This window comes from Ruegeria sp. CDSA236 (assembly GCF_059611285.1).
In genome coordinates this window covers 88,772-113,236 of record NZ_JBXWPG010000014.1, presented here as the reverse complement: position 1 = coordinate 113,236, position 24,465 = coordinate 88,772, and the positions used below count along the sequence as shown (strand labels likewise).

Annotated in this window: 14 protein-coding genes; 7 read left to right on the top strand and 7 right to left on the bottom strand. The window is 55.3% G+C overall.

Annotation, left to right across the window (positions count from 1 at the left end):
• Positions 1-125: 125 nt before the first annotated feature.
• Together AC2FLB_RS18610 and AC2FLB_RS18605 are read right to left on the bottom strand one after the other, a co-directional pair.
• Positions 126-1,463, bottom strand: a complete 1,338-nt coding sequence (locus AC2FLB_RS18610) for an amino acid permease (protein WP_496709832.1) — start codon at positions 1,461-1,463, stop codon at positions 126-128.
• A 9-nt stretch (positions 1,464-1,472) separates the two neighbouring features.
• Positions 1,473-2,879 carry a YfcC family protein gene (locus tag AC2FLB_RS18605; RefSeq protein WP_496702704.1) on the bottom strand — a complete coding sequence of 469 codons (1,407 nt, stop codon included), beginning with the start codon at positions 2,877-2,879 and terminating at the stop codon, positions 1,473-1,475.
• A gap of 426 nt (positions 2,880-3,305) precedes the next feature.
• Here AC2FLB_RS18605 and AC2FLB_RS18600 point away from each other — a divergent pair, with 426 nt between their 5' ends.
• Positions 3,306-5,045, top strand: coding sequence for a type I secretion system permease/ATPase (locus AC2FLB_RS18600; RefSeq protein WP_496691566.1), 1,740 nt, complete (start codon positions 3,306-3,308; stop codon positions 5,043-5,045).
• Complete coding sequence (locus AC2FLB_RS18595) at positions 5,045-6,361, top strand: HlyD family type I secretion periplasmic adaptor subunit (RefSeq protein WP_496709831.1); 1,317 nt, start codon at positions 5,045-5,047, stop codon at positions 6,359-6,361. Before AC2FLB_RS18600 ends, AC2FLB_RS18595 begins: the two co-directional genes overlap by 1 nt.
• 12 nt (positions 6,362-6,373) lie before the next feature.
• Here AC2FLB_RS18595 and AC2FLB_RS18590 read toward each other — a convergent pair whose 3' ends face one another.
• The gene (locus tag AC2FLB_RS18590; protein WP_496709830.1) at positions 6,374-8,425 is read right to left on the bottom strand and encodes a dockerin type I domain-containing protein; all 2,052 of its coding nucleotides are present in this window, start codon (positions 8,423-8,425) and stop codon (positions 6,374-6,376) included.
• A gap of 143 nt (positions 8,426-8,568) precedes the next feature.
• Here AC2FLB_RS18590 and AC2FLB_RS18585 point away from each other — a divergent pair, with 143 nt between their 5' ends.
• From AC2FLB_RS18585 to AC2FLB_RS18565, 5 genes are read left to right on the top strand one after another with little or no spacing between them, the layout of a single operon-like run.
• On the top strand, positions 8,569-12,468 hold the full coding sequence (locus tag AC2FLB_RS18585) for a beta strand repeat-containing protein (protein ID WP_496709829.1): 3,900 nt from the start codon (positions 8,569-8,571) through the stop codon (positions 12,466-12,468).
• Between the two features lie 60 nt (positions 12,469-12,528).
• A complete protein-coding gene (locus AC2FLB_RS18580) occupies positions 12,529-13,323 on the top strand; it encodes a SapC family protein (RefSeq protein ID WP_496709828.1) in 795 nt (264 codons plus the stop codon).
• Between the two features lie 38 nt (positions 13,324-13,361).
• On the top strand, positions 13,362-14,684 hold the full coding sequence (locus AC2FLB_RS18575) for a TolC family protein (RefSeq protein WP_496702127.1): 1,323 nt from the start codon (positions 13,362-13,364) through the stop codon (positions 14,682-14,684).
• A complete protein-coding gene (locus tag AC2FLB_RS18570; protein WP_496709827.1) occupies positions 14,681-16,828 on the top strand; it encodes a type I secretion system permease/ATPase in 2,148 nt (715 codons plus the stop codon). The genes AC2FLB_RS18575 and AC2FLB_RS18570 overlap by 4 nt, the downstream gene beginning before the upstream one ends.
• Positions 16,812-18,122 (top strand): HlyD family type I secretion periplasmic adaptor subunit, encoded by a 1,311-nt coding sequence (locus AC2FLB_RS18565; protein ID WP_496702130.1) that lies wholly within the window; start codon positions 16,812-16,814, stop codon positions 18,120-18,122. Before AC2FLB_RS18570 ends, AC2FLB_RS18565 begins: the two co-directional genes overlap by 17 nt.
• A 77-nt stretch (positions 18,123-18,199) precedes the next feature.
• On the opposite strand, the gene AC2FLB_RS18560 is transcribed toward AC2FLB_RS18565, so the two are convergent.
• From AC2FLB_RS18560 to AC2FLB_RS18545, 4 genes are all read right to left on the bottom strand, one after another.
• Positions 18,200-19,966 (bottom strand): ABC transporter ATP-binding protein, encoded by a 1,767-nt coding sequence (locus tag AC2FLB_RS18560; protein WP_496709826.1) that lies wholly within the window; start codon positions 19,964-19,966, stop codon positions 18,200-18,202.
• Positions 19,967-20,218: 252 nt separating this feature from the next.
• Positions 20,219-20,920, bottom strand: a complete 702-nt coding sequence (locus AC2FLB_RS18555) for a response regulator transcription factor (RefSeq protein WP_142636417.1) — start codon at positions 20,918-20,920, stop codon at positions 20,219-20,221.
• Positions 20,920-22,785, bottom strand: coding sequence for a PAS-domain containing protein (locus AC2FLB_RS18550; RefSeq protein WP_496709834.1), 1,866 nt, complete (start codon positions 22,783-22,785; stop codon positions 20,920-20,922). The genes AC2FLB_RS18555 and AC2FLB_RS18550 overlap by 1 nt, the downstream gene beginning before the upstream one ends.
• A 104-nt stretch (positions 22,786-22,889) precedes the next feature.
• Positions 22,890-24,422 (bottom strand): sulfatase-like hydrolase/transferase, encoded by a 1,533-nt coding sequence (locus tag AC2FLB_RS18545; protein ID WP_496709825.1) that lies wholly within the window; start codon positions 24,420-24,422, stop codon positions 22,890-22,892.
• Positions 24,423-24,465 lie beyond the last annotated feature (43 nt).

Genomic DNA, 24,465 nt, shown 5'->3' with positions numbered 1-24,465 from the left:
CCAAAGGACATCGTCATAAAGCAACTCTGCCGCATTGCCGGGGGTCAGGCGGGAATGGGCCAGACCCGGTTCGCAGACCATCACCTTTCGAAGTTTCCCAATCTCGGAATGTGCGCCAAATCCAGTCATGATATCTCCTTTGATGTAATCGCGCCGGACTGCCAACGCAGCCAGACATGGATGGGCAACCCAGCCAACAGCAACAGGACGCCCCAGAAAACGACGTCTTTTCCAGCGCCGAAAATCGCCCAGAATGAATAGACAAAACCGAGACCCGCCAGCACAAAGGCCTGCGGTGGCAGGCGGGTGCGTTCTTTGCGTTTTGCGCGGATCATTATCTCGGCACCTGCGCACAGCAGGTAGGGAACCAGCGTGGATAGGGTGGCCAACAGAATGATGAATTCAAACTGTTCAGCCAGAGATCGGGTATAGTTCATAGCGATCAAAGCGCTGGCTAGCAGGCTTGAGGAGATCAGGCCAAATGCAGGCGTACCGGTCCGTGACACCCGGGCAAAACCGGCCGGGAACAACCCGTCGCGGGCAGCGCCCAGTGGCACTTGCCCGGTAAGCAGCACAAATCCGTTGAGCGTGCCGAAGGTCGAAACGCAGGCCCCGACCGCGATGAATACCGCACCGCCAAACCCCCACATCACATGCGCAACATCCGCCAGCGGTGCGTTGCTTCCGGCCAGCGTGCCGGATGGCACCACCCCAAGCGCCACATAGGTCGTGGCGATATAGACCAATGCGGCAACACAGGTTCCGACAATCGTCGCAAGAGGGATCGTTTTGGTAGGGTTCCTGACATCGCCCGCCGGAACCGTTGCGGATTCGAGCCCCACAAAGGCCCAAAGCGTCAACGCCGCGCAGGCCGAGATCGCCGAAATGTTCGACATTCCACTAAGGTTAGCCGGCCGGAAGTTTTCAGGTTGGACATGGGACAGTCCCAGCAGGATCAGCACCAGCAGCGGGGCCAGCTTCATCACCGTGGTCACCACTTGCACAATCCCGGCCTGCCGAACGCCGCGCAGATTGACCCAGGTGAGCAGCCAAATCGCACCAAGTGAGACCGCCAATCCCGCGAGCGCAGTTTCCCCGATGGCGGGTACCATAAAGCTGAGATAGCCAGCAAGGGCGACGGCAACGGCGGCATTCCCAGACCACAGCGCGATCCAATAGCCCCAAGCAATCAGGAAGCCCGCGAAATCACCAAAGCCCTCGCGCGCATAAGCGTATGGCCCACCGGTATTTGAAGACAATCGCGCCAGTCGCCCGAAGATTAACGCCAGAACAATCGCGCCTCCTGCGGTCAGAACCCATCCCGCCATCGAGATTGGCCCGAACGCGGCCAGAGAAGACGGCAGCAGGAAAATACCGGACCCGATCATATTGCCCACCACCAGCGCGGTGCACATCCAGAACCCAAGGGTTCCTTTGGGTTTAGATCGGGTGTCGGTGGGCATAATGCGACCTCATGCCAACGCGGAAAGGCTGAGCCCGGCCATGATGATGACGATCAGGATCAGTAAAAGCGGCCACATGAAACTGAGCCAGCGTTCATAGGGCACACGCCCCAGGGCAAGCCCGCCCATGACCACCGCAAAGGTGGGGTTAATCAGGTTCACCAAACCGCTGGCTGACTGATAGGCCGTCACGACCAAAGACCGTTCTACGCCGGAAAAGTCTGCTAGCGGCGCCATGATCGGCATCGTCAGAACCGCCAAGCCCGAAGATGACGGGACGAGGAAGGACAACAGCCCCTGCAAGGCGAACATCGCATTGATAAAGGCCACTTTGCCTAAACCATCCACGGCACCTTCTGCCCAATACAAAATGGTATCGGTGATGTTTCCTGCGTCCATGACCACTACGATCCCGCGTGCGATCCCGATCACCAGCGCAACGCCCAGCAAATCCCGGGCACCGTCAACGAAGGTCGAGGTGAATTCCTCTTCCCCGATCCGTGCGATCAATCCCACGACTATCGAGGACACAATGAACAGGCCGGACATCTCGGCCATCCACCAGCCTCCTGCCGCGACACCCCAGATCATCACGCCAAAGCTGGCCGCAAAGATCAAAAGGATCAGCCCATGCATACTCGTAAAGGTCGGAGCTTCACCGCCCGTGCGGCCACCTTTGAGGAAATGCGCCTCATTGCTTTCGCGCTTGTCGGCAACGATGGACAGATCCGGATCGGCTTTGACCTTGGCTGCATATCGCATGACAAAGACCACACAGGCCAACCAGCATGCCAGCAACAGCGCAAAGCGCAGCATTATGCCATTGGTGAAGGGCACCCCCGCCGCATCCGAGGCGATGACTGTGGCAAACGGGTTAATCGTCGATCCCAGCGTGCCAACCCCCGCCCCCAGCATGATGATGGCCACACCCACTACCGCGTCATAGCGCGCGGCAATCATCACTGGGATGATCAGCGCGTAAAAAGCCAGTGACTCTTCGGCCATGCCATAGATTGTGCCCCCCGCAGCAAAGAAGGCCATCAAGATGGGGATCATCCATTTCTCGCGCCCCTTTAGACGCACCATTGCGCGCGCTATCCCGGCGTCAATCGCCCCGGTTCGCGTTACAACTCCCAAAAAACCGCCAATCACCAGCACAAAAAGTGCAACATCAATCGCCCGCGCTTCATAACTGACAGGGTCATAAAACCCCCCGATAGGGGCCAGTACGACATCATAGAACCCCTGCGGATTGGGCTCGACAACCTGATAGCTGCCCGGTACCGGAACATCGCGTCCCAGGGCTTCGTTAGCGACGCGGTCATATTGGCCAGCGGGAACAAACCATGTTGCAATGGCGACCAGTGCTATCAACGCAAACAGAATTGTATATGCAGTTGGAAACTTGAGCTTCATGTCATCAAACTCCTAAAAGAGCTGAGATTGGGTTTCGAAACTTCCGGTCCCTTCATACAGTCTCAATATGAGATTTCAAAGGATGAATGACCCCGAGGCGACCTGAACGGTTCTACATGAACGCCATTCGCTGGCGCTGCGCATTGACCTGCATCAATAGAATTCAGGCTGACGCCGGATTCAGGTTGGTCAGTTTTTGCTTTCCTACAGATCGTAAGTAGCTCATTTGAGCGCAGCGTTTAGCACCTTGCGATCCATCGCCCCAGTCTGGCAGAAACCCGCTTGAGACTGTGGTGATCATGTTGACATATCAGCCCATTTCCCTGAACCGGGTAGTCGCACATTTGCATTAGGCTTACCAAAGGCTAATGTGCAAGAAATTAAGGCGCAAATGCCCGTATCGAACAGTAACCCAAGGCTAACAACGTGAGCTCTGAAATTCCCAGGTCCCTGCCTGCCAGACATGAGTTGCACAAGGTGCGCAACAAGGGGCTGTCATTTCTGGCACTGGCCTTCCTGTTCAGCATCTTTGTCAACCTGCTGATGCTGACGGGGCCTTTATTCATGCTGCAGGTTTATGACCGGGTCCTTGCCTCTCGGGCGGTTGAAACCCTCACGGCGCTGTTTCTGATTGTCGCTCTATTATATAGCCTTATGGCCATGCTGGATTTTGCGCGAGGACGTATTGTTGCGCGGTTCGGAGCGAGGTTCCAGTCGCAACTGGACGAGCGGGTGTTCGAGGCAACGCTGCGAAAATCTCTTGTTCCGCAGGCCCGTGCAGCCCCAGCCACTGCCTTGCGCGACCTTGAGGCAATCCAGAACCTGTGTTCCTCACCTGTTTTGCTGGCCGTAATGGATATCCCCTGGACACCGGTTTTTCTGGCAGCAATCTTCCTATTCCACCCGATGCTTGGATGGCTTGCCGTTGCGGGTGGTGCGATCCTGATTGTTATCGCTCTGCTTAATCAGGCACTCACTCATAGAAAGGTGGCCGCTGCGCAGCAGGCCTCGGCGCGGGCAGGCTCATTCTCGGAACATGCCAGACAAGCCGCTGAAGTTGTCCGCTCGCAAGGAATGCAGCATGACATCTCGCAACGCTGGCTGACCCAGAGGACCGATGCGCTGAGACAGACCATCTCGGCAAGCGACTGGACCGGAAGCTTTACCTCATTAACCAAGTCGATGCGGCTGTTCTTGCAATCTGCCATGCTGGCATTGGGAGCGTTGCTGGTTTTAAGAAACGAACTGTCCCCTGGGGCAATGATTGCAGGGTCCATCCTGCTTGGGCGCGCATTGGCCCCGGTCGAGCAGGCGGTGGGCCAATGGGCATTGGTGGAGCGTGCGCGATCTGCGTGGATTTCACTGAACCGATTCCTGGACACCACCCCGCCCGAGCCGGACCGGACCAAATTGCCTGTACCAGATGCGCACCTGACCGCCAAAGGACTGACCGTTGTACCACCCGGCGCCGATTTACCGACACTCAGGAACGTTTCACTGAAACTAGAACCGGGCAAAGCTTTGGGCGTGATCGGCAAAAGCGGGTCAGGAAAATCCACGCTTGCCAAGGCCCTGTTAGGATTGTGGAAACCGGCCGTTGGCGAAATCAGGCTTGGAGGCGCTACGCTGGATCAATACGGCACTGATGATTTGGGCCAACACATCGGCTATCTGCCGCAGGAAGTCACTTTGTTCAACGGAACAGTGACCGAAAACATCGCCCGGATGTCCCAAAACCCGGATTCGGAAGCGGTCATCGCTGCAGCCAAAAAAGCCAAGGCACATGACCTGATCCTGACGTTGGAAAAGGGGTACGACACGTTTCTGGAAGGCAATGACAGTCAACTGTCGGGTGGTCAAAAGCAACGTATTGCTCTGGCGCGCGCTTTGTATGGAGATCCTGTCCTACTGATCCTGGACGAGCCGAACTCGGCTCTGGATGCTGATGGCACTGAGGCATTGAACACCGCGATCCGAGAACTGAAGGCCGCGGGTAAATCAGCCATCATCATGACGCACCGACCACAGGCCATTTCGGAATGCGACGATCTTGCTGTTGTTGAAAATGGCCAGGTCGTGAAATCCGGCAGCCGCGATGAGGTGCTAAGCGCCATGGTTCAGAACGCAAATGCGATCAAAAAAGGTCTGGCACGGGTGGGTGAGTAATGCAAAAGCCCAATCATAATGACACGCGCCCTGTTTGGCGCATTACATTTCCTGCTCTGGTCGGGTTTCTCGCACTGGCTATTTTAGTCGGCGGGTTGGGCTTTTGGGCGGTGCAGACCAGGCTGGCAGGCGCCATTGTATCGCAGGGCGTCATCGAAGTTCAAAGCAACCGCCAGGTAGTCGAGCATCCAGACGGTGGCGTGGTCGGCGAGATTTTTGTGCGCGACGGTGACTCCGTCACCGGCGGCGACATTCTGTTACGTCTGGATGACACGTTTCTGACCTCGGAAAAGACCATCGTTGAGGCGCAGCTGTTTGAATTACTCGTCCGAAAGGCGCGGCTTCAGGCCGAACGCGATGGCACTGATCTGATTGTTTTGACATCCGCGCTGAACGACGTACAGAAACAAGAAGACATTGACCCTGAGCTGATCGCCGGCCAGCAACGCCTGTTCGAGGCGCGTCTGAATACCCTAAATCAGCAGACTCAGCAGTTGAGCAAGCAACTCATTCAGATAGAAAGCGAGATCGAGGGCACCTTGGCGCAACTGGTCTCGCTGCGCCGTCAGGTCGATCTGATACAAGAGGAGCTGCAGGACCAGCAAAGCCTGCTTCAACGCGGTCTGACACAAGCCAGTCGGGTCTCCGCCTTGCAACGCGAAGAAGCCAGCCTGACAGGTGAAATAGGCAGGCTCGAAGCGGCTGCCGCGCGGCTCAAAGGCCAAATCGCGGCAACCGAGATCAAGATTGTAGAACTGCAGGCGACACGCCGCGAAGAAGCAATCACCGCCTTACGCGATGCGCAATCGAAAATCGCCGAACTGTCTGAACGCAGGCTCTCGCTTGCTGTTCGTCTATCGCGGCTGGATATTAGGGCGCCGGTTTCCGGTACTGTCTATGGAAGCCAGGTGTTTGCACTGCATTCGGTTGTACAACCGGCAGAACCGATGATGTATGTCGTACCACAGGAAATTCCTCTGCTGATTGCCGCTCGCGTAGATGCGATTCATGTGGACCAAGTGTATATTGGGCAGCCCGCCCTCCTGCGATTTCCCGCCTTCAACCAACGCGAAACCCCCGAAATCGAAGGGCATGTTGTCACGATTTCTGCCGATACGTTCACTGATGAGAACACCGGACACACATTTTATCGCGCTGAAATGTTACCTGATGCCAACCAGATCGAGCGCCTGAACGGGCAACGCCTTGTACCCGGCATGCCAGTCGAAGCGATGATCAAGACGGACGAGCGATCCCCGTTTTCATATCTGATAAAACCGATGGCCGATTACTTTAACAGGGCCTTCCGGGAATAGATTCCGTCGTCTTTAAACCGCTTCGAGATTGCCCAACAGGATCGAAGTCATGTCAGTCGTGATCACTCCGTCTACCGCGACGACATCGACACCGGTTTCGTAGGTCACGTTTGAACTTGTGATCCCCGACAAATCGGCATCTGCGTCCAGAAACACCCACTCTGCCTCATGCGCTGTGGGCAATCCAACGGCGATCTGCAAGATAGCCAGCGCATCCAGAGCGTTGATGAGGCCATCTTGATTTATATCGGCCGCAATCAGGTTTTCCGGTGCTGCCTGCCCCCATGTCGGGTCCAGTCCCACGGAAAGTCGCAAGACCTGCAATGCGTCCAGAGCGGTGATCTCGCCGGTCCCAGCCGAATAGGACTTTATGATATCCAGTTCACCGATAAATGTGCCCGAAGGCAGATCCAGATCGAACCTCCCTTCATCGTCGGCTTGGACACTAACCGTGCCGCCCCCTTCCGGGGTGAAACGTATTTCAGCGTTTGACAGACCGGGATTTGCAACTTGTGAATCAATGGTAATATTCCCTTGAATGCCTGCCGAACTGTCCGGGTCGAGCCCGCCCAAACCGTTCAAATCCACCGGAATATGGTCTGGCCCGCCAAATCCGGCGCCGAAGACATCTGAACTGGTCAGCGGAGCACCTGACGCCGAAAACACCTGAACCACATTATCCAGATACTCGATCTGCGCACCTTGCGCGGTGGACGTAAAAGTGAGCTGTCCAGGTGAGCGCAGAAATGGATAGTCAAACAGATCCAGCCTGTCCGATCCGACTTCAAAATCGGTAATCGTTGTCATCGCGGTTCCGGTCTGCATCACAAAGATATCAGACCCGGAACCGCCGGTCATCGTAGTGGCCCCAATCCCCGCTATCAGGATGTCATCGCCGCCGCCGCCAAGTAGAGAGGCATCAAGGATGCTGCCACTGAGCATATCGTTCTGCGCGGTGCCAGTGACTGTCCCATAACCGTCCGCGACGATACCCAAGTCAGCGACCGAAAAAGTAAGCTGCGTCAACCCAGCCTCTTCTTGTGAGGCCGCAAAGATCTGAATTTCGTCCCCGATATGGGCCACGCTGAGCGATTCGACATTTTGCAGCCCGGTGCTCAACGTATCGGCAAAACTGTCCAGATAGACCAGTTGACCATCCGGTGTCAGGGTAAACAGTGTCACCCCATCATCGCCTCCCCCGGCCACGACAAACACCTGACCATTCACTTCGACCACGGCCAGGTCCTGAACCGATTCAAAGCGGGTATTCAGTGTATCCAGCACATGATCGGTGGGTATCAACCGGCCATCACCAGACAGCTCCATGACGCTGATCGTGTTGCTTTCGCTGCCAGCAACGATGACCCAGGAATGGCCATGCGCCCGCACAATTTCGACGGCCGTTGGGGCGCCAATGCCCAAAGTCGAGACCCCATCGCCAGAATCTGCGAGGCTCAAGGTTCCCGCGCTGCTGTCCACCAAATAGGTCGTTATCGAATTGCTGGTAGCGTCGGTTAGGACGACAAAATGATCCGACCCGGAGTAAGCGGTCTGGATCGAGTCGGCCTGACCTGCAACGGCCCCCGCAAAGGTCAGTGAGCCGTCTGAGCCGACCGTATAGGTCGAAATCAACCCGCTGCCCTCTTGCGCCACGGCCAGAATGTCGACCGATCCAAAGGAAACCTGCACTAAGGCCGAATAGCCACCCCCACCGCTCAGGGTCCCGGTTTCCTGTAATTCTCCGATAGATCCGTCTGGAAGGATTTCGTAGCTGACAAGGCCGGCTGCGGACCTGACATCCAGAACGATGTGATCGCCCCCCAACAGAGAAACCGTTACCCCGGAACGTCCAACGGTGCCCGAGATTGCACCACTGAAATATTCTATGTCTTGCTGCTGGGGAACCGCGCCTTCGACGAGGTGCCATACGACAATGCCCCCTCCCTGTCCGGTCAGGCTGTACAGATACGTTTCCCCGTTAAACGTTTCTAAAGCCGTATCGCCGATACCTGAATCGAGCGCTGCGCTCCCTGTTGCAACTACTCCGCCGAACTGAAGCATCATACCAAATCACCCCACGCCAAAATCTGGCTCTTGAACAGGATGATCTGATGCCCGGTCCAATACCAAAGCGGGATTGTGGTGAAAACGAGGAGTTCGGTTTCAGTTTAACACAATTTTTTCTGGTCCGACCGCATGAACATCCGATGGGCAACACACATGAACAAAACGTCGCTGCCCATGATTTCAGCGCGGAAACAGCATGTGAGGGCAAGATGACCAAAACACCTGATATGACACGCAATCCTGCAAGTACCCGGCCCGATGCGGGTCAGCGGCAACAGATACGCAAGTGGATCGACAACAAAATGCGCCGCTGGGTCGGGCGCGGTATCGCAGGCAGCCTAAGTTCGGCCTTGCTTGCCCTTCCTGCGTTGGCACAGGCCACGACCGAAGAACTGGACACCTTCCAATTCGCTGATGCGATTCCCGGCGTTAACAGCGCAAAGCTACTGGCAAATGGCGATGTTCTCCTCAAATTGGAAGATGGGCGCACGGTTTTGGTCTCGGCAGAGAATGTTCATATCCTGGATGGCGGCTCCATCATGATTGCCGAAGATGCGGCGGCGGAAATCGCGCAATTCGCACTGGCCGCCGAAGCCGGGGGAGCCGCAGCAGCCGCTGGCGGCGTTAGCGGCGCCGGTGCTGTTTTGGGGGGCCTTGGTCTGGCGGGTGCAGCCGCAGCAGGAGGAGGAGGTGGCGGCGGCGGTGGAAATGACGAGGCTCCGTCGCCTGCGCCGGATTTCCAAAGCCTGAACCTTGCTGGTCTGCAAGCGAACGCATTGAACAGCGCCAGCGCAAACCTGATGGCACCGACCGGAACCACAACGGTCGAGGTGACAATCGGGTCACTGACCAAGACGGCAACGCCCAATCCAGATGGCAGTTGGAGTATTTCCCTTACGGCGGTTGAGGCAGCTAGCCTTCCTCAAGGTGTGACAACAGTCACCGTTCGCAACCTGGATGGAGCGGGTGAGGAAGTATCGGTCGAAACGGTAAGATTCGATGTGGATACTCTTCCACCGACGGTCAGCATTACGGGCTTTTCGGACGGGGCCATTCTGAATGCCGCCGAGCAGGCGACTGATCTTACAATCTCTGGCACTTCTGACGCCGAGAGAGGTCAAACAGTAACGGTATCTGTAAACGGGCAGACTTATACTGGGACAGTGAATGGCGGCGGCCACTGGAGTGTTACCGTGCCAGCCACAGACCTGGCCGCCCTGCCTGACGGGGTGACCGTTTCAGTGACTGCCGATGTCGACGACCGCGCAGGAAATCCGGCGATGCAGACAAGCGCAAGCTTTGACACAGACTTTAGCGCTCCAACGATCACGCTTGATCCGGTCTCTGGCGGTTCGATTGGCCTGGGGGACATCGGCTCTGACCTGATTGTCACCGGGTCGACATCCGCCGCAGACGGGCAGACAGTCACCGTGACCTTCGATGGCCAAACATATACCGGCACCGTGTCAGGCGGTACTTGGAGTGTCACCATACCCAGCAGCGACCTCGGCTCGCTTTCCACCGGAAATCCGGCCACGGTAAGTGTTGCCGTAGATGATGTGGCAGGAAACCCATCGGTACCGGTCACCGCCTCGGTTCCGGTCGATCTGACGGGACCCTCGGTGAATATCGCGCCATTGTCAGTTGGCGCGGTCATCAACGCTGCCGAAACCGGGTCTGATCTGACAATCTCTGGCACGACAGGAAACGTTCAGGACGGCCAGATGGTGACAGTCACCCTGGATGGACAAACCTACACCGGTACAGTCAGCGGCGGCAGTTGGAGCGTCACCGTCCCTGCAAGCGATCTTGCATCGCTGGCAGATGGGGGCGATTTCACGATCACGGCGGATGTGCTTGACACAGACGGCCTGTCAGCGCCGCAGGCAAGTGTGCCCCTGTCTAAGGATGCCAGTGCGCCAACAGTCAGCATCGACATCTTCTCTGATGGCGCTGTCATGAATGCAGCCGAACAGGGCACTGATCTGACGATCTCTGGCACGACGAATGCTGAGAATGGTCAAACCGTAACCGTTTCCATGAATGGGCAGGACTACACCGCAACCGCCTCTGGCGGTACCTGGTCGGCGACCGTCCCGGCGATAGATCTTGCTGCCCTGTCCGATGCAGCAACCGTCAATGTTACCGCAGATGTCTCTGACGCGGCTGGCAATCCGGCCCTGCAGGCCAGCGGCAGTTTCACAACGGATTTCACAGCACCGGCGGTTTCCATCACCGGGTTGTCGGATGGTGCTGTCATGAACGCAGCAGAACAAGGAACCGACCTTACGGTGTCCGGAACTTCCGATGCGGCAGACGGCACGGTTGTGACCGTAGAAATCGTTCGGCAGGATGGCACAGTTGACGTCACCGGCACGGCGACCGTAATGGGCGGGTCCTGGACCTATACCGCCTCAGCCGCGGATTTGGCCGGACTTCAGGATAGCGAAACCTACGATGTCGAGGCATCTGCTTCGGATGCGGCTGGGAACACAACAGCGACATCAACCAGTTTTGACACAGACTATACAGCACCAGCGGTCACCATCGACCCTCTTTCGGTCGGGTCAGAGCTGGATGTATCCGAAAAAGATAGTGACCTGACGATCACCGGCACAACAGATGCCGCCGATGGGGAAACGGTTACAGTCACACTGAACGGGCAATCCTATACCGGCACCGCCTCAAGTGGCACCTGGTCAGCAACCGTTCCGTCAGGTGACTTGGGAGCGTTGGCAGACAGCACAACCTTCCAGGTTTCAGCGACGGTTACGGATTCCGCCGGCAACATCTCTACCGCCGCCGCCACCCCGTTAACCACGGATTTCCGGCCTGTCCTGACAATCAATGACACCGGAACAAACGGTGCCGTTTCATTGGATGACGCCCAAAACTCAGGAGTCGTTGTCTCTGGCACGTCAATAGGCCTTGCCGCAGGCGAGGCTGTAGATGTGACGTTGAATTCCGTGTCAGTTGGAACCGCTACGGTCGGCGCCGACGGAACCTGGACACTGGCGGTAAGTGCGGCCACCTTTGCATCGGTCGAGGCGGGAGATGATCTGGACTTTGGCGCAACGGTATCTGTGGCAGGTGGACCCGACCCTTTGCCAGTTACGGATGAAAACACGGCCCATGAACCTGCAGCCTATGTGATCACTGAAGCCGGCCAAAGTGGATCAACGGTCATATTTGAAATCTACGCAGATCCTGATACGGATCTGTCCAGCGGCCTGGCGATCACAGCCGAACTGGGTTTCGATCCCTCAGTGGTGACGTTTGACACCGGATCAGATGTCGAGAATGGGGCATTCGATTTGTTCCTGACGAACCCGGTGAGTGGATCAGCCGTCAGTTTTGCTGGCGCGGCGACCACCTATTCCGACCTGTCCCAACCCATCGTCACATTCACGATGACAGTTCTAGATGCCTCTGAACCGATTGTTCTGACGTTGACGACTCCGGATGGTGGTCCATCGGTGCTGCAGATCGGGACGTCAGGCGACGACACATTGATTGCAACCGACATCGACAACGTCATTCGTGGCCAGGACGGCGATGACACAGTGGATGTCTCAGGTGCTGGTCGGGACATTGTCGTGTTCGAGCCGGACCCAACAGCAAATGGCGTTGATACGATCACTGGCTTCACGACTGGACCCGCGACTGACACCGCTGATGCGATCATGTTCAGTGGATTGGATGTCGGCAGCTTGCGCGGCGACGGAACCGGTGTGGAAACGCTTTCAGTAGGGGATGCACTAGGCGCGGACACCGGAGTGGTTGGTTTGACGACAGAGCTGAGCGATCTGACGGCTCAAACCATCGAGACAGCGGTCGAAAGCCTTACCGGCGCCGAAGCAGGTGACGAGATCTATGTCCTGGCTACGGATGGAACTGACAGTGTGCTGGTCAAGGTCGACTATTCCGCATCCGATGCGGCGACAGTCGAAACGGTGGCCCATTTCACCGGATTGGATGACCTCAGCGGGCTTACTGCTGACAATATTCTGCATACCGATCCAACCGGGGCCAGTGCCTGACGCTCGACTACGCTGCCGCCCTACGCGGGTGGCAGTACTTTCGATTTTCAAGAGGTAGAAATGGCACAGAATGGCCTAGTTCCGATCAATTTCAACCGTCACCGTCATCGGTATTGGAAGCGTTTCACATCTTATGACTTTGCAGCTGAACGCACCGAGAGCGTGATCGTGGAAGAAGAGGTGCTCCAGATTGCAGCCACTTTTCCGATCGTGTTTCGCAGGACCGGCCCAGAAATTGAACCGATTGCGGTATATTCACTTCTTGCTGGTGAACCCTCGCCATTTGTTTCAACAGAAGGGCGTTGGCTGGCCAGCTATATTCCGTCCGAACTGCGTAGTCATCCTTTTACGTGCCGCCGGCTGGATAGCGGCAGCACCTTTCAGCTGGTCGTAGATGAAGGTTCGGGCCTGTTGACCGAAGAGTGTTCTGACAATCCCTTTTTTTCAGCTCCGGATACGCTCGGCACTGAATTGAAAGAAGTTCAAAACTTCCTGAAAGCGCGCGCAACCTCTCAGATTAGAACAACCGAAATTTGCAAGATGATAGACGCATTTGGGCTGTTTGAGCCTTTGAGCGGCAATTTGGAATTAGGCTCTGCACATAACTGGTTGCAAATCAACTCTGCACGCCTGGAACAGCTATCGGCAAAACGCAAATTTGAACTGGTCGAAACAAAAGGCTTACGCCTGATCTATGGCCATCAGGCTTCATTATCCAATCTCAGATGGCTTTTTCAGGCGCAAAAGCAGATTTCCCAGGCCGGTGCATCTGTAAAATACACCGAAAATTCAGAACTTACCGGTTTCATGAATGCATTCGCCCAAGCCCAAACCGATGACGTAATCTGGCCCTAATGAAGTGTGAATGACAAATGCCCACATGCGGTCGCTTTTTGAGTTTTCTGATTTCTGCTCTCTCTTTCAGCATAGTATCGGCCTGTACCCAGCCACCTGACATTGCCGGGGTCGAGGCTTCTTTTTCGACCGGGGCCTTGGGTTTCCGCGCGCCGGAACCGTCTCAGAAACTGACCACAAGCTCTTTTGGCAAGCGCGTACGGCACGCCGTCGAGACCAGCCCCAACCTGGCGCGATCTATGTCCGCGCTGGATGTGGCAGTAGCCAACCATGACGCGGCAAAAGGGGCCTTTCTTCCGCAGGTTTCACTTGGAATCAACGCCAGATCCGAGCGGGTAGACTCGGACACAGCCAACGTGACCCCTTATCTGCGGATCTCACAGCTCGTTTATGACGGGGGGGCCGCATCCGGTGATTTGACTGCTGCAAAAGCACGGGTTTTTGAAAGTCGCGGCGGCCAGTTATCAACAGCCTCGGCAACCGCTCTGGCTGCGATTGAGGCCTATATAGTGGTCTTGGATTTACGGAAAATCCTGGATATTTCGGTGAAAAATGTGGAAGTCCACCAACAGCTCGTTCAACAAATTTCCGAGAGGGCTGCATTAGGCGCTGGTTCGAACGCCGATGTATTGACAGCGCGGTCGCGGATGGCCGATGCACGGACGCGACTGGCGGATGCAAAAGCCAGAGTGGACCTCGCCGATGCCCGTTTTCGTGAAGTTTTTGGCAGCCCGTCAGGTGATCTGCAACCCCCAGTCAAAGCGCCGACGATCTCACAATCGGATCATAGTATCGTAACGGGAAGCCTGCAGATTCGACGCTCAGAAGCGGCCCTGCTTGCCGCCAAGGCAGAACGTGCTGCCGCTTTGGCGCGCCGTCAACCCGGCGTGAATGTTTCGGCATTTGCGGATCGCGATGATAGCAATGACGCAAATTTCGGGGTCGACCTGTCCTTTAATTATGAGCTGGACTCTACTGGACAGCGCCGTGCCGCCATCACCGCGGCTGAAGCCAAAGTTCGCGAAGCGGAATTCGTTCATCAATCCCTAACGCGAGAAATACAAAGAGAGCTGGACACAATTCGCGCTGACCAAATTGCTGGAGCACAACGGCTTAGAGAGGCGCGAATAGCTGCGCAGGCGAATGCTGACAGTGTTGCAGCGGCGCGAGCGCAATTCACAATCGGACGACGCAGTCTGATCGAAATCCTTGACGCACAGCGCGACTATGTGAATGCACAGGAAAGACTTATCCTAGCCGAACAGAACTATTTCCTGACAGACTACGCAATCCTTAGTTTGACTGGTGACATCCTGGATCTCCTTGGTATTTCAATCAGTTCCGTTGAGGGTTCTCAATGAAACAATTGACACCTGCCTTCGCAACGCCCGAGTTATCGTGCTTTGAAAAATGCCTGATGCACGCTGCGGCCCATCTTGACTGTCCAATCACTTTTGCCGGGATTCTCGCGGCCCAAACAGGCCCGAACGGAGAGCTTACAATCCGCGATTCATTGGAACTGGCACGGCGTGTTGGGGTCCAGGCGGGATACGGAAGAAGGGCTTTGTCAGCTTTTGACAACACTTTGGTTCCTGCGTTGTTGATTCTTGAAGGGGGAAAATCCGTTGTGTTTCATGGCCGAACCTCAAATGGTCGGGTTCTGATCTATGATCCGGAGGTTGGCACGGAAATAGGTCAAATTCAGCAAACCGAGCTATCAGAAGTCTATACAGGGTTTGCGATCCTGCTGCGGCGCAATCACCGTGAGGATTTAGCCAGGGGGTCCAGTTCTGCTTCGGGCCACTGGTTTTGGTCCGCTATGGCGGCAAATCGTTGGTCTTACACTCAGGTTGCGCTTGCGGCGGCGTTGGCAAATCTGCTTGGTCTATCTACCTCGGTCTTTATCATGGTCGTCTATGACCGTGTTTTGCCAAACGAAGCCACAGAATCTCTGATTGCTTTGACAGCAGGTGTTGGGATCGCGCTGCTTTTTGATTTCGTGCTCAAACTCCTGCGGGCAGGATTCATAGATCGGGCTGGCCAGAAAGCAGATATTTCGATGGGCCGTAGAGTCTTTGACCAGGTCCTCAACATTCGCATGAAGGCGCGCACAGGTTCGACAGGGGCCATGGCCAGCACCATTCGTGAATTTGAGACACTCCGTGAGTTTTTCACATCCGCCACCTTGGTGGCAGTCGTGGATCTACCCTTCATAGCATTGTTTGTCTTTGTCATTTACTTGGTCGGTGGCCCACTTGCACTTGTTCCAGCTCTGGCTGTGCCTGTCGTTTTGCTAGCAGGCATCATCGTGCAACCTATACTTTCTCGCCTTGCCGAGAAAAGCTTCATCGATGGTCAATCCAAGCAATCGGTTCTGGTCGAAACTGTATCCGGGTTGGAGACCATAAAAACGACAGCGGCGGCCCGGCTCATGAGGTCGCGGTGGGAGGCTGCCATACAGCTTCAGTCATCACATGGCGCGCGCAGCAGGGCAGTGACTCAATTTGCCTTGAATCTGACCGGATTTACCCAACAGGCCGCCCAGGTCCTTATCGTTTTCTACGGTGTTTTTCTTGTGATGGATGGTCAGGCAAGCATGGGCGCGCTTGTTGCTTCGGTCATGTTGACCGGGCGGGCTCTTGCGCCTCTTGGGCAACTGGCACAGACCCTGACACGGGTTAATCAGGCCCGAAATGCCTATCAAAACCTTAATGCCTTAATGCAGGCCGACAGTGAACGCCCCGAAGGGCGGAGCTGGATCAGTCGCGATCGCTTTGAAGGGAGATTAACCTTCAAAAATATCCAGTTTGCTTATCCCGAAAAACACGACAACGTCTTGTCCGGTGTTTCATTCACCATCTCGCCCGGAGAGAAGGTTGCAATCCTTGGTCCGATCGGCTCGGGGAAAAGCACGGTCGCGCGGCTAATGCTTGGCTTGTACGATCCAGACGCCGGGTCTGTTCAATTGGATGGGGTCGATATCAGACAAATTGATCCAGGTGATTTGCGGCGCAATATCGGCTCTGTTCTGCAAGATATTTGGCTGTTTTCCGGGTCAATCCGCGACAATATCAAAAGCGGCGCAATCAGGCCAAGGGATGAGGACCTGATTTGGGCGGGGCAAGTCGCTGGGGTCGAGGATTTTGTCTCTCGCCATCCCGGAGGCTATGACCAAAATCTGGCAGAGCGCGGTGAGGGATTGTCAGGGGGACAACGGCAGGCCATCGCCTTGGCCAGAGCCTTGATTGGTAAACCTCCGGTTCTTCTTCTGGACGAGCCAACAAGTGCCATGGACGTCAAAACCGAAGCTGAGGTCATACAGCGGCTCAAAAAGGCGACCCCCGACACAACTATGCTGATCGTAACCCATCGAACCAGCCTATTGGAACTTGTCGATAGGGTTATCGTCATAGAGGGCGGCAAAGTACGGGTAGATGGACCAAAAAGCATACTGTCACAGCATTCCGGAAAGCAACGGAGGCATCTGAATGTCGCAGCATCATGACCTAGCCTCGCTTGCCCGGGAAATGCGAGGCGGGTCACCGGTCAGGAGTTCATTGCTTCTCTTGGTAATCCTGACTTTCCTGGCGACAGCAGCGTTTTGGGCCCATTTCACTGAACTTGATGATGTCACCCGTGTAGAAGGCCGCATCGTGCCGTCGGCGGATGTTCAGATGATTGAAGCTACGGAGTCCGGCATTCTGCAGTCATTGAATGTCCGAGAAGGCGAGGTTGTTGAAAAGGGGAAGTTGCTGATGGAGTTCGATACCACCCAAATCGACAGCAAGCTCAGCCAAGAGGAACAGCGTGCATATGGCTTGAGAGCCCGATCCCAGCGCCTGCAAGCTGAGATAGACGGGACCGAGCTGACATTTGATACGATCCTGGTCCAAGGTGCGCCGACTGTTGTTCAGTCTGAGACAGCTCTGTTTCAAGGCCGGCGATCAGAGTTGCAGGCAGAAATCTCAATTCTGATGAGCCAACGGGAACAGCGGTTAAGAGAATACGAAGAAGGGCTTGTCGATACGGTGACCGCGTCCGAGACTTTGAAAGTTCTGGCCGAGGAACGGGCAATCATTACCCCCCTAGTAGAACAGCAGATGGAACCCGCCACGACACTATTGTCTTTGCGACGCAGCGAGGCTGAGTGGCAAGGCCGCCGGACCAGGGCTGAAGCCGCTACCAACCGTCTGAAGACAGGATTGGAGGAAATTGATGATCGGGTTCGGGCGACACAAAGCAGGTTTCGAAGCGCGGCTTTGACCGAACTTGCATTGGCAACTGCGGAACTGGCTACTCTGGAACCATCGCTGCCAGCCTTACGAAACAGAGCGGAACAGGCGCAGATCAGGTCGCCGGTACGCGGCATCGTAAATCGCATTCACCGCACGACCATAGGCGGTATGGCACGGAGCGGTGAGGAACTGATCGAAATTGTACCGCTGGATGAGTCTTTGTTGGTCGAAGCCTATGTCCGCCCCGAAGACATCGCATTTCTGCACCCTGAACAGTTGGTTCGGATCAAGATTACTGCCTATGATTTTGCTCGATACGGGGCCTTGGACGGGCAAATTATCCGTATCGGGGCTGATACCGTGACGCGATCTGAGCGGGACGATGAAGAAGTTTTTGTCGTGGAAATCCGGACCAACCACTCGATGTTGGATGGGAACGGAGTAGCGGTTGAAATTATTCCCGGCATGATTGCCGAAGTGGATATTCTTGCGGGCAAGAAAACCGTTTTGGACTACCTTCTGCAGCCGATTGTCAAAGTCAAAGATCAGGCCCTTCGTGAGTAGTAATTGACCGGGCCAACGCCCATTACTTCTCGATGCCGTTCAGAATCTATGTGGGGCCCCGCCCATTCTGACTGAGCTTAGGATCCCGGAAGCTTGAATTGCTGGTCAAACAGTTGGCGGAACGTCCCGTTATGTTCGATTAGCGCATCAAGGTTGCCTTGTTCGATAACTTCACCGTCTTGAACAACCATAATGGTATCTGCCTGAAGCACAGTTGAAAGCCGGTGTGCGATTACAATGGTTGTTACATTCTCGGTCAACTTGTCCAGCGCAGCCTTAACAAGCGCCTCAGATTCCGCATCCAAAGCACTGGTGGCTTCATCCAAAAGCAAAATCTCGGCATTGCGTAGAATTGCCCGCGCGATCGCCAGACGCTGTTTTTGACCTCCAGAAAGAAACGCGCCGTTTTCGCCTACCTGCGTATCGTACCCATTTGGCAGTTGTGAGATGAACACATCAGCATGGGCAGCCTTTGCGGCCTCAATCACCTCTTCATCGGTGGCACCAGGTCGTGCATAGCGAAGGTTTTCCATCACAGTTGTCGAAAACAGGAATGTGTCCTGGCCCACATAGGAAATCTTGCGACGCAAAGACGCAAAACTCACTCCGACAAGGTTTTGGCCATCAATTTCCACCTTGCCCTGGTCGGGATCATAAAACCGCATGATCAATCCGAATATCGTGGACTTGCCCCCCCCGGATTGACCAACCAAAGCTGTGGTCTTGCCCGCCTCGAAAGTCAGGTTCATATCCTTGATTACTTTTTGCTCGCCTTGATAGCCAAAGGTCACGTTGTTCAGGCGTATTTCACCCGGGCCGGATTTCAGCTTCTCGGGGTTCAAGCTTTCGACCATCGGATCTTCCTGATCAAGCAGTTCGAACATCATCCCCACAGGCACCAGGGCAGTTTCAATCACGACACGCGTTTTTGACAAACGTTTGGCCGGTTCATAAGCCATCAGAAGGGCTGTGATAAATGACATCAGCTGGCCCGCCGAAGTCGGCTCGCTGCCGGTAACATCAAGGGTGCTGATGATAAGAATACCGGCAATCGCGACACCGGCCAGAAGCTCCATCAATGGGCTGGCAATCGACTGCAATCTGGAAATCGAGTTTGCCCGCTTTTCAACCGACCTGATCGCTGCGTTCATACGATCGGTCATGTTGTCTTCCAAAGCAAAGACCTTGATGACCCGTATGCCAGCGGATGTTTCCTGAAGAACCTTGATGATTTCGGACAACGCCTTCATTTCTGACTGCATGATCGACCGCACACCTTTGAGAATGTAACGCACGCTCAAAAGCGCAACGGGACCCACAAAGAAGAACAGAATAGACAGCATAGGCTCTTGGTAAATCATCACGAAAACCAGCCCAACCAGAGTCAGAGCATCGCGCACGAAACTGGTCACCATAACGTCGATTAGCCGCCGCGCGGCCTGAGCCCCATGGGTCACACGCATGAGAAGGTTGGACGATTCTGTTTCCGCAAAGAAACCAACACCGCGTTTCAGCAGTTTATTGTACAACTTTTCCTGTTGCACAGCGATGATCCGATTGCCTGCACGCGCCAGAAAGATCGACTGGATATAAGAGGCGACCGCCTTACCCAAAAACAAACCCACCACCGCGGCGGCAATCAGGTAGACTTTCGATTTCATCTCAGGCGTGGTCATCGCATTGACGATGTTCTCCATCATCCAAGCGGTTCCGGCCGTTGTTGCTGCGACGAAAATCATTGCCACCATGGCAACACCGTACAACCAACCCTGCTTCCGGAGACTTTCACTCAAAAGTCGACCGAGATGGCTGGATCTCCAGTTCGCTAAGGTCTCTTTGATCATTTTACGCTCCAAAACCTTTTCGAATTCGATATCTGATCACGTTTCAACCCAAGTTAGCCTTAGCCAAAGAACCGCGCGGTTGTGTTAGTTATGCCCGACTGTGCCGAGAATCCAGTGCCTGCCGACAGATTATCAACACGCGACCGACAATAACGGGGTGGCGACCGTAATATCTGCTTTAACGCCCCTACGTTCCGACAGCTTATGAGCCCGTTTCACACCGAATGCCAGATGCACCCAGCTTCGTCATCATCATCGCCAGGCGACGTCGCCCAAAAAGATGTACCCTGCCCCATAGATGGTTTTAATCAATCGCGGGTTCTTGGGGTCCTCGCCCAGTTTTGTTCGCAATCGGGATATTCGCACGTCCATGGCCCGGTCAAAGCTGTCGCCCGCGCCTCCCCCGAGCGCTTCTTGCATCTGCGACCGGCTGATCAATCGTTTAGGACTATCTAGAAACAGACGTAACACCTCGGCCTCGGCGTGGCTGAACGGCGTTTCTGATCCGGAACCGTCTTCAAGAACATAGCGGTCGAAATACGCGGTCCAGCCGTTGAATTCTGCGATCTCTGACTGAGGCGCTGGTGCCCGCGACGATCGAAGCCGCGCCCGGATACGAGCGACCACTTCGGCTGGATCAAAGGGTTTGGTGATGTAGTCATCCGCGCCAAGCTCCAATCCGGTGACACGATCCTGTACCTGTGCCCGCCCCGAAATAATGATGACTGCGGCACCTTGTTCCAAAGCCAGGCGATGAACAAGTGCCAAGCCGTCTGTGTCCGGCAAAGACAGGTCGACCAGACACACATCGGGCACCACTCTTTTCAACGATGCTTCAAATTCACGAGCACGGGAAAAACTTTGAGTGCGGAACCCCGCCTCTTCCAGTGTGTCGGTCAGGATACGACGTATCTCAGGCTCATCATCTAAGATGGTTACCAGCGGTTGGTTCATCATGCGGCCTCATTTCGGATTAAGGCAGTAAGCTGCGCTTGTGTGAACGGTTTGCGCAGAACTGGTGCCAAAGCCAGTGCCTGACGATGCAGCGGGTCGGAATAAGGCAGCGATGTCATTAGAATACACGGCAAGGAAGGGTTCACTTTCTGCAAAAGGTCAAGCCCTGTCTCTGGTCCTTCCAGCCGAATGTCGGACAATATCAATGCGATGTCTTCGATCTGGTTCACCAATGAAAGCGCCTCATCGGTTGAGGTCGCCTCAATCACGGTGAACCCCATCTCCACAAGCATATCACGGAAATTCCGACGAAGTTGGCTGCTGTCTTCAACCAACAGAACCAGCCCTTCCAGCGCAGGCGGCGCGGCGCGGTATGGTAACCGAAGAACCACCATGGCGCCGCTTGGTGTATTGCGCAGGCTCAGATTTCCACCGGTCAGTTTGACCGTATCGTAAACCATGGGCAAACCCAAACCCGATCCCTTGTCACCCTTTGTGGTGAAGAATGGATTGAGTGCCTTGCCAAGCGCTTCTTCCGAAAAGCCCGGCCCTGTGTCCGAGACGGAAATCTCGACCCAGGTTCCACCAATCGTATGCGCGCTGATCGTGATCTGACCTGTTTCTCCGCAGGCATCTCGCGCATTCAGCACCAGATTCAGGATGGCGTCCTGCATCATCCCCTGATCCAGCATAAGTGCCACATCCGGCAATGTATTCACGACCGAAAGCCCCATGCCACGCGGCAGTGACGGCGTGGCGAGAATACGCAAATCCTCGAGCAGAGCACGCATATCCGTGGCTTTGGGTTGCGGCGTTCGGTTACCGGTCATGCCTGCTATGCGGTTCAGCAACTGCCCGCCACGTTTAGCAGTCTGGCGCGTGGCGGCCACCAGCTTTTGTGCGCCTTCCGGCAGGTCCATTTTATCAAGCTTGGCCTGCATCCCCAGTATAATTGTCAGCAAGTTTGAGAAATCATGCGCAAGACCGCTTGTCATTTGCGCCGCCATTTCCCGGCGGCGTGTTTGTTGCAGGGCCACACGGGCTTGCGTTTCTTCAGTGATGTCGACTGACATCACATAGACACCGCCTTCGCTGTCGGGCGTGAACGAAACACGGATTCGACGTGAATCCTGACCCTCTGTGAATTCAAATACCGTGGCTTCCCCGTCGTAGGCCCGGTTCAGGTTCTGTTCGATCCGCGCAAATGCGGCCGGTCCCAAAGCGTCAGAAATATGCATCCCAAGAATCTCAGAGGGACGGCCGGGCAAAACCGAACTGAGCTTGCGATTGGAATAATCGTACCGCCCATCGGCATCCAGATGCGCAATATGCGCTGGCATCATTTCGGTTGTCATCCGGGTGCGGGCTTCGATTTCGGTTAACTGACGTTTTGCCTCTTCCAAAGCCGAAATGGTCGACGCTAGCTTTCGGTTGGTCGCCGCCATTTCCTCGGCCCGGGTCAACAATTCGTCCGACAATTCTTCGGAACGCGCCCGCAATAGCGCTTCGGCCTGTTTGGTATCTGTGATGTCGGTATAGACCGTTACCCATCCGCCGTTGGGCAGCGGTGCACCCTCGACCGAGATCACTTGCCCATTCGCCCTGACGCGCTCAATATAGTGCGGTTCAAAAGTGAGGGCTTGACTGACCCTATGTGCGACGATGTCCTCGACATTCTCATCATGGCCATACTCGCCGATGCTCGCCAGAAAATGTATTGTGTCACGGAACAACGCACCCGGCCGGACCAGATCATCCGGAAGGTCGAACATCACCTGAAAAGGCCGGTTGCAAAGTACCAGCCGCAACTGACTGTCGTAGATCGACAACGCCTGACCGATCAGATTCAGCCCCGCTGTCGTCATTGCCTTTATCTGGTTATCTGTGATGTTCAATCTGCCCCCTCTCTGAAGCTATGCGTAACATCAGATTGATCGCAGGTGTAGCAGAGACAGGGCAACATTCCCGACTAATGCCTGAGCTTGGATTTTGGCCCCTCTTCGGTGATGGAATGCAGGGAAAGCGTATGGTCCATATTTCGCATACGGTGCCGCAGCATCTCGCGCCCCAACCTGGCCAGGTCTGTTGCGTATTCCGGGTTGCTCGCCACGTTTTCCATTTCGCCGCAACGCAGGTGGTCAAACAAAAGCGGTGGCAGGTTTGCCGCAAATTCGACCAACGTAAACCGTTCGTCACGCAAGATGGACAGGCATGAATCGCTATTGCCCGTTCCCAATTCCTGTTGCCAAAGGGTTGGATTTTCCGGCTCGGAAAAGTCAAGCTCGCTGAAAGAAAAGCTTCGCCAATCCTTGGGTCCCTGCCCCTGCAGAAACGGCATCAAAGACCGCCCATCTATAGAATTCGGGATACTCTGGCCCACCCAATCCAAAATGGTTGGCGTGATGTCAATCGACTCGGTCGGTGCCGTCACCACGGCTCCGGCCTGCGCCTGATTGCCTGGCATCCGGATTAGTAAAGGCGTGTGATAAGCTGCGTCATAGACGGTCATCTTACCCCAGCTATGTCGATCACCCAGCATTTCACCGTGGTCCGCTGTGATTACGATCAATGTCTCATCATATTGATTGCTGTCCTTGAGAAACTGGACAACGCGGCCGATATGATAATCGACCTCTGTTGCAAGACCCAGATAAACAGAGCGCAGCGCCTGAATATTGGCCGTGGAGGGTTGCACCTCATCAAAACCCAAAACGAAATCCGAAGCCGAATACCGCGCCATCGTTGGTCCAAAAAACGGGTGTATTGCCTGTTCATCTTCTGGGCTGACATGACCAACCGGCCCCGGCAACGCGACGGGATCGTACATATCGTTATAGGGAGCGGGTGCGACCAAAGGAGGATGAGGCCGGATATAGGTCAGATGCGCAAACCAGCTTTGGTCGCCGAAGGCCGCGATACTGTCCAGAAAAGCATTGGTCAAAAAGGCGGTGTCGCTGTCTTCGGCGCAGTACACCGCCGGGTCGTTCAATTTGGATGGCTCACCTGAGGTTGAAACAGGTTTGTGCAGATCCCAGTATGTGTCGAACCTATAACCTTTTTTCAGCAGGTCAGCGCGCCAGGGATAAGATTCTTCAAGCCGCATTTCCACGACCTCTTCAAACCCCTCCATGGGACGTTCGTAAGATTTCAGGATCGGGTCATTGGCATCGTAAACCCGTGGGTCAGCCGAGGTGTCGGTATACCCGTAGAGCAAGGGCAGATATCCCGCCTTACGCATCTCGCTTGCGATGTTTGGCGTGTCGTGCCGCAAAGGCGTTCCATTGCGAACCGATCTATGATTCATCGCATATTGCCCGGTCAGGATAGACGCACGCGACGGGCCACAAGGGTTAGTAACCGAGAAATGGCGCTGAAACGTTACGGCCTCGTCCATAAAAGCGCGCAGATTAGGCAAATTGACATGCTCGGCCAGCGCGCCGGTCAGACAATCTGCCCGAAGCTGGTCAATCACGACAAACAAGACATTTCCGCGCTGCCGCATTCCCTGCCCCCGATTCCACCAAATAGGTCTCAGGGGCAGACTG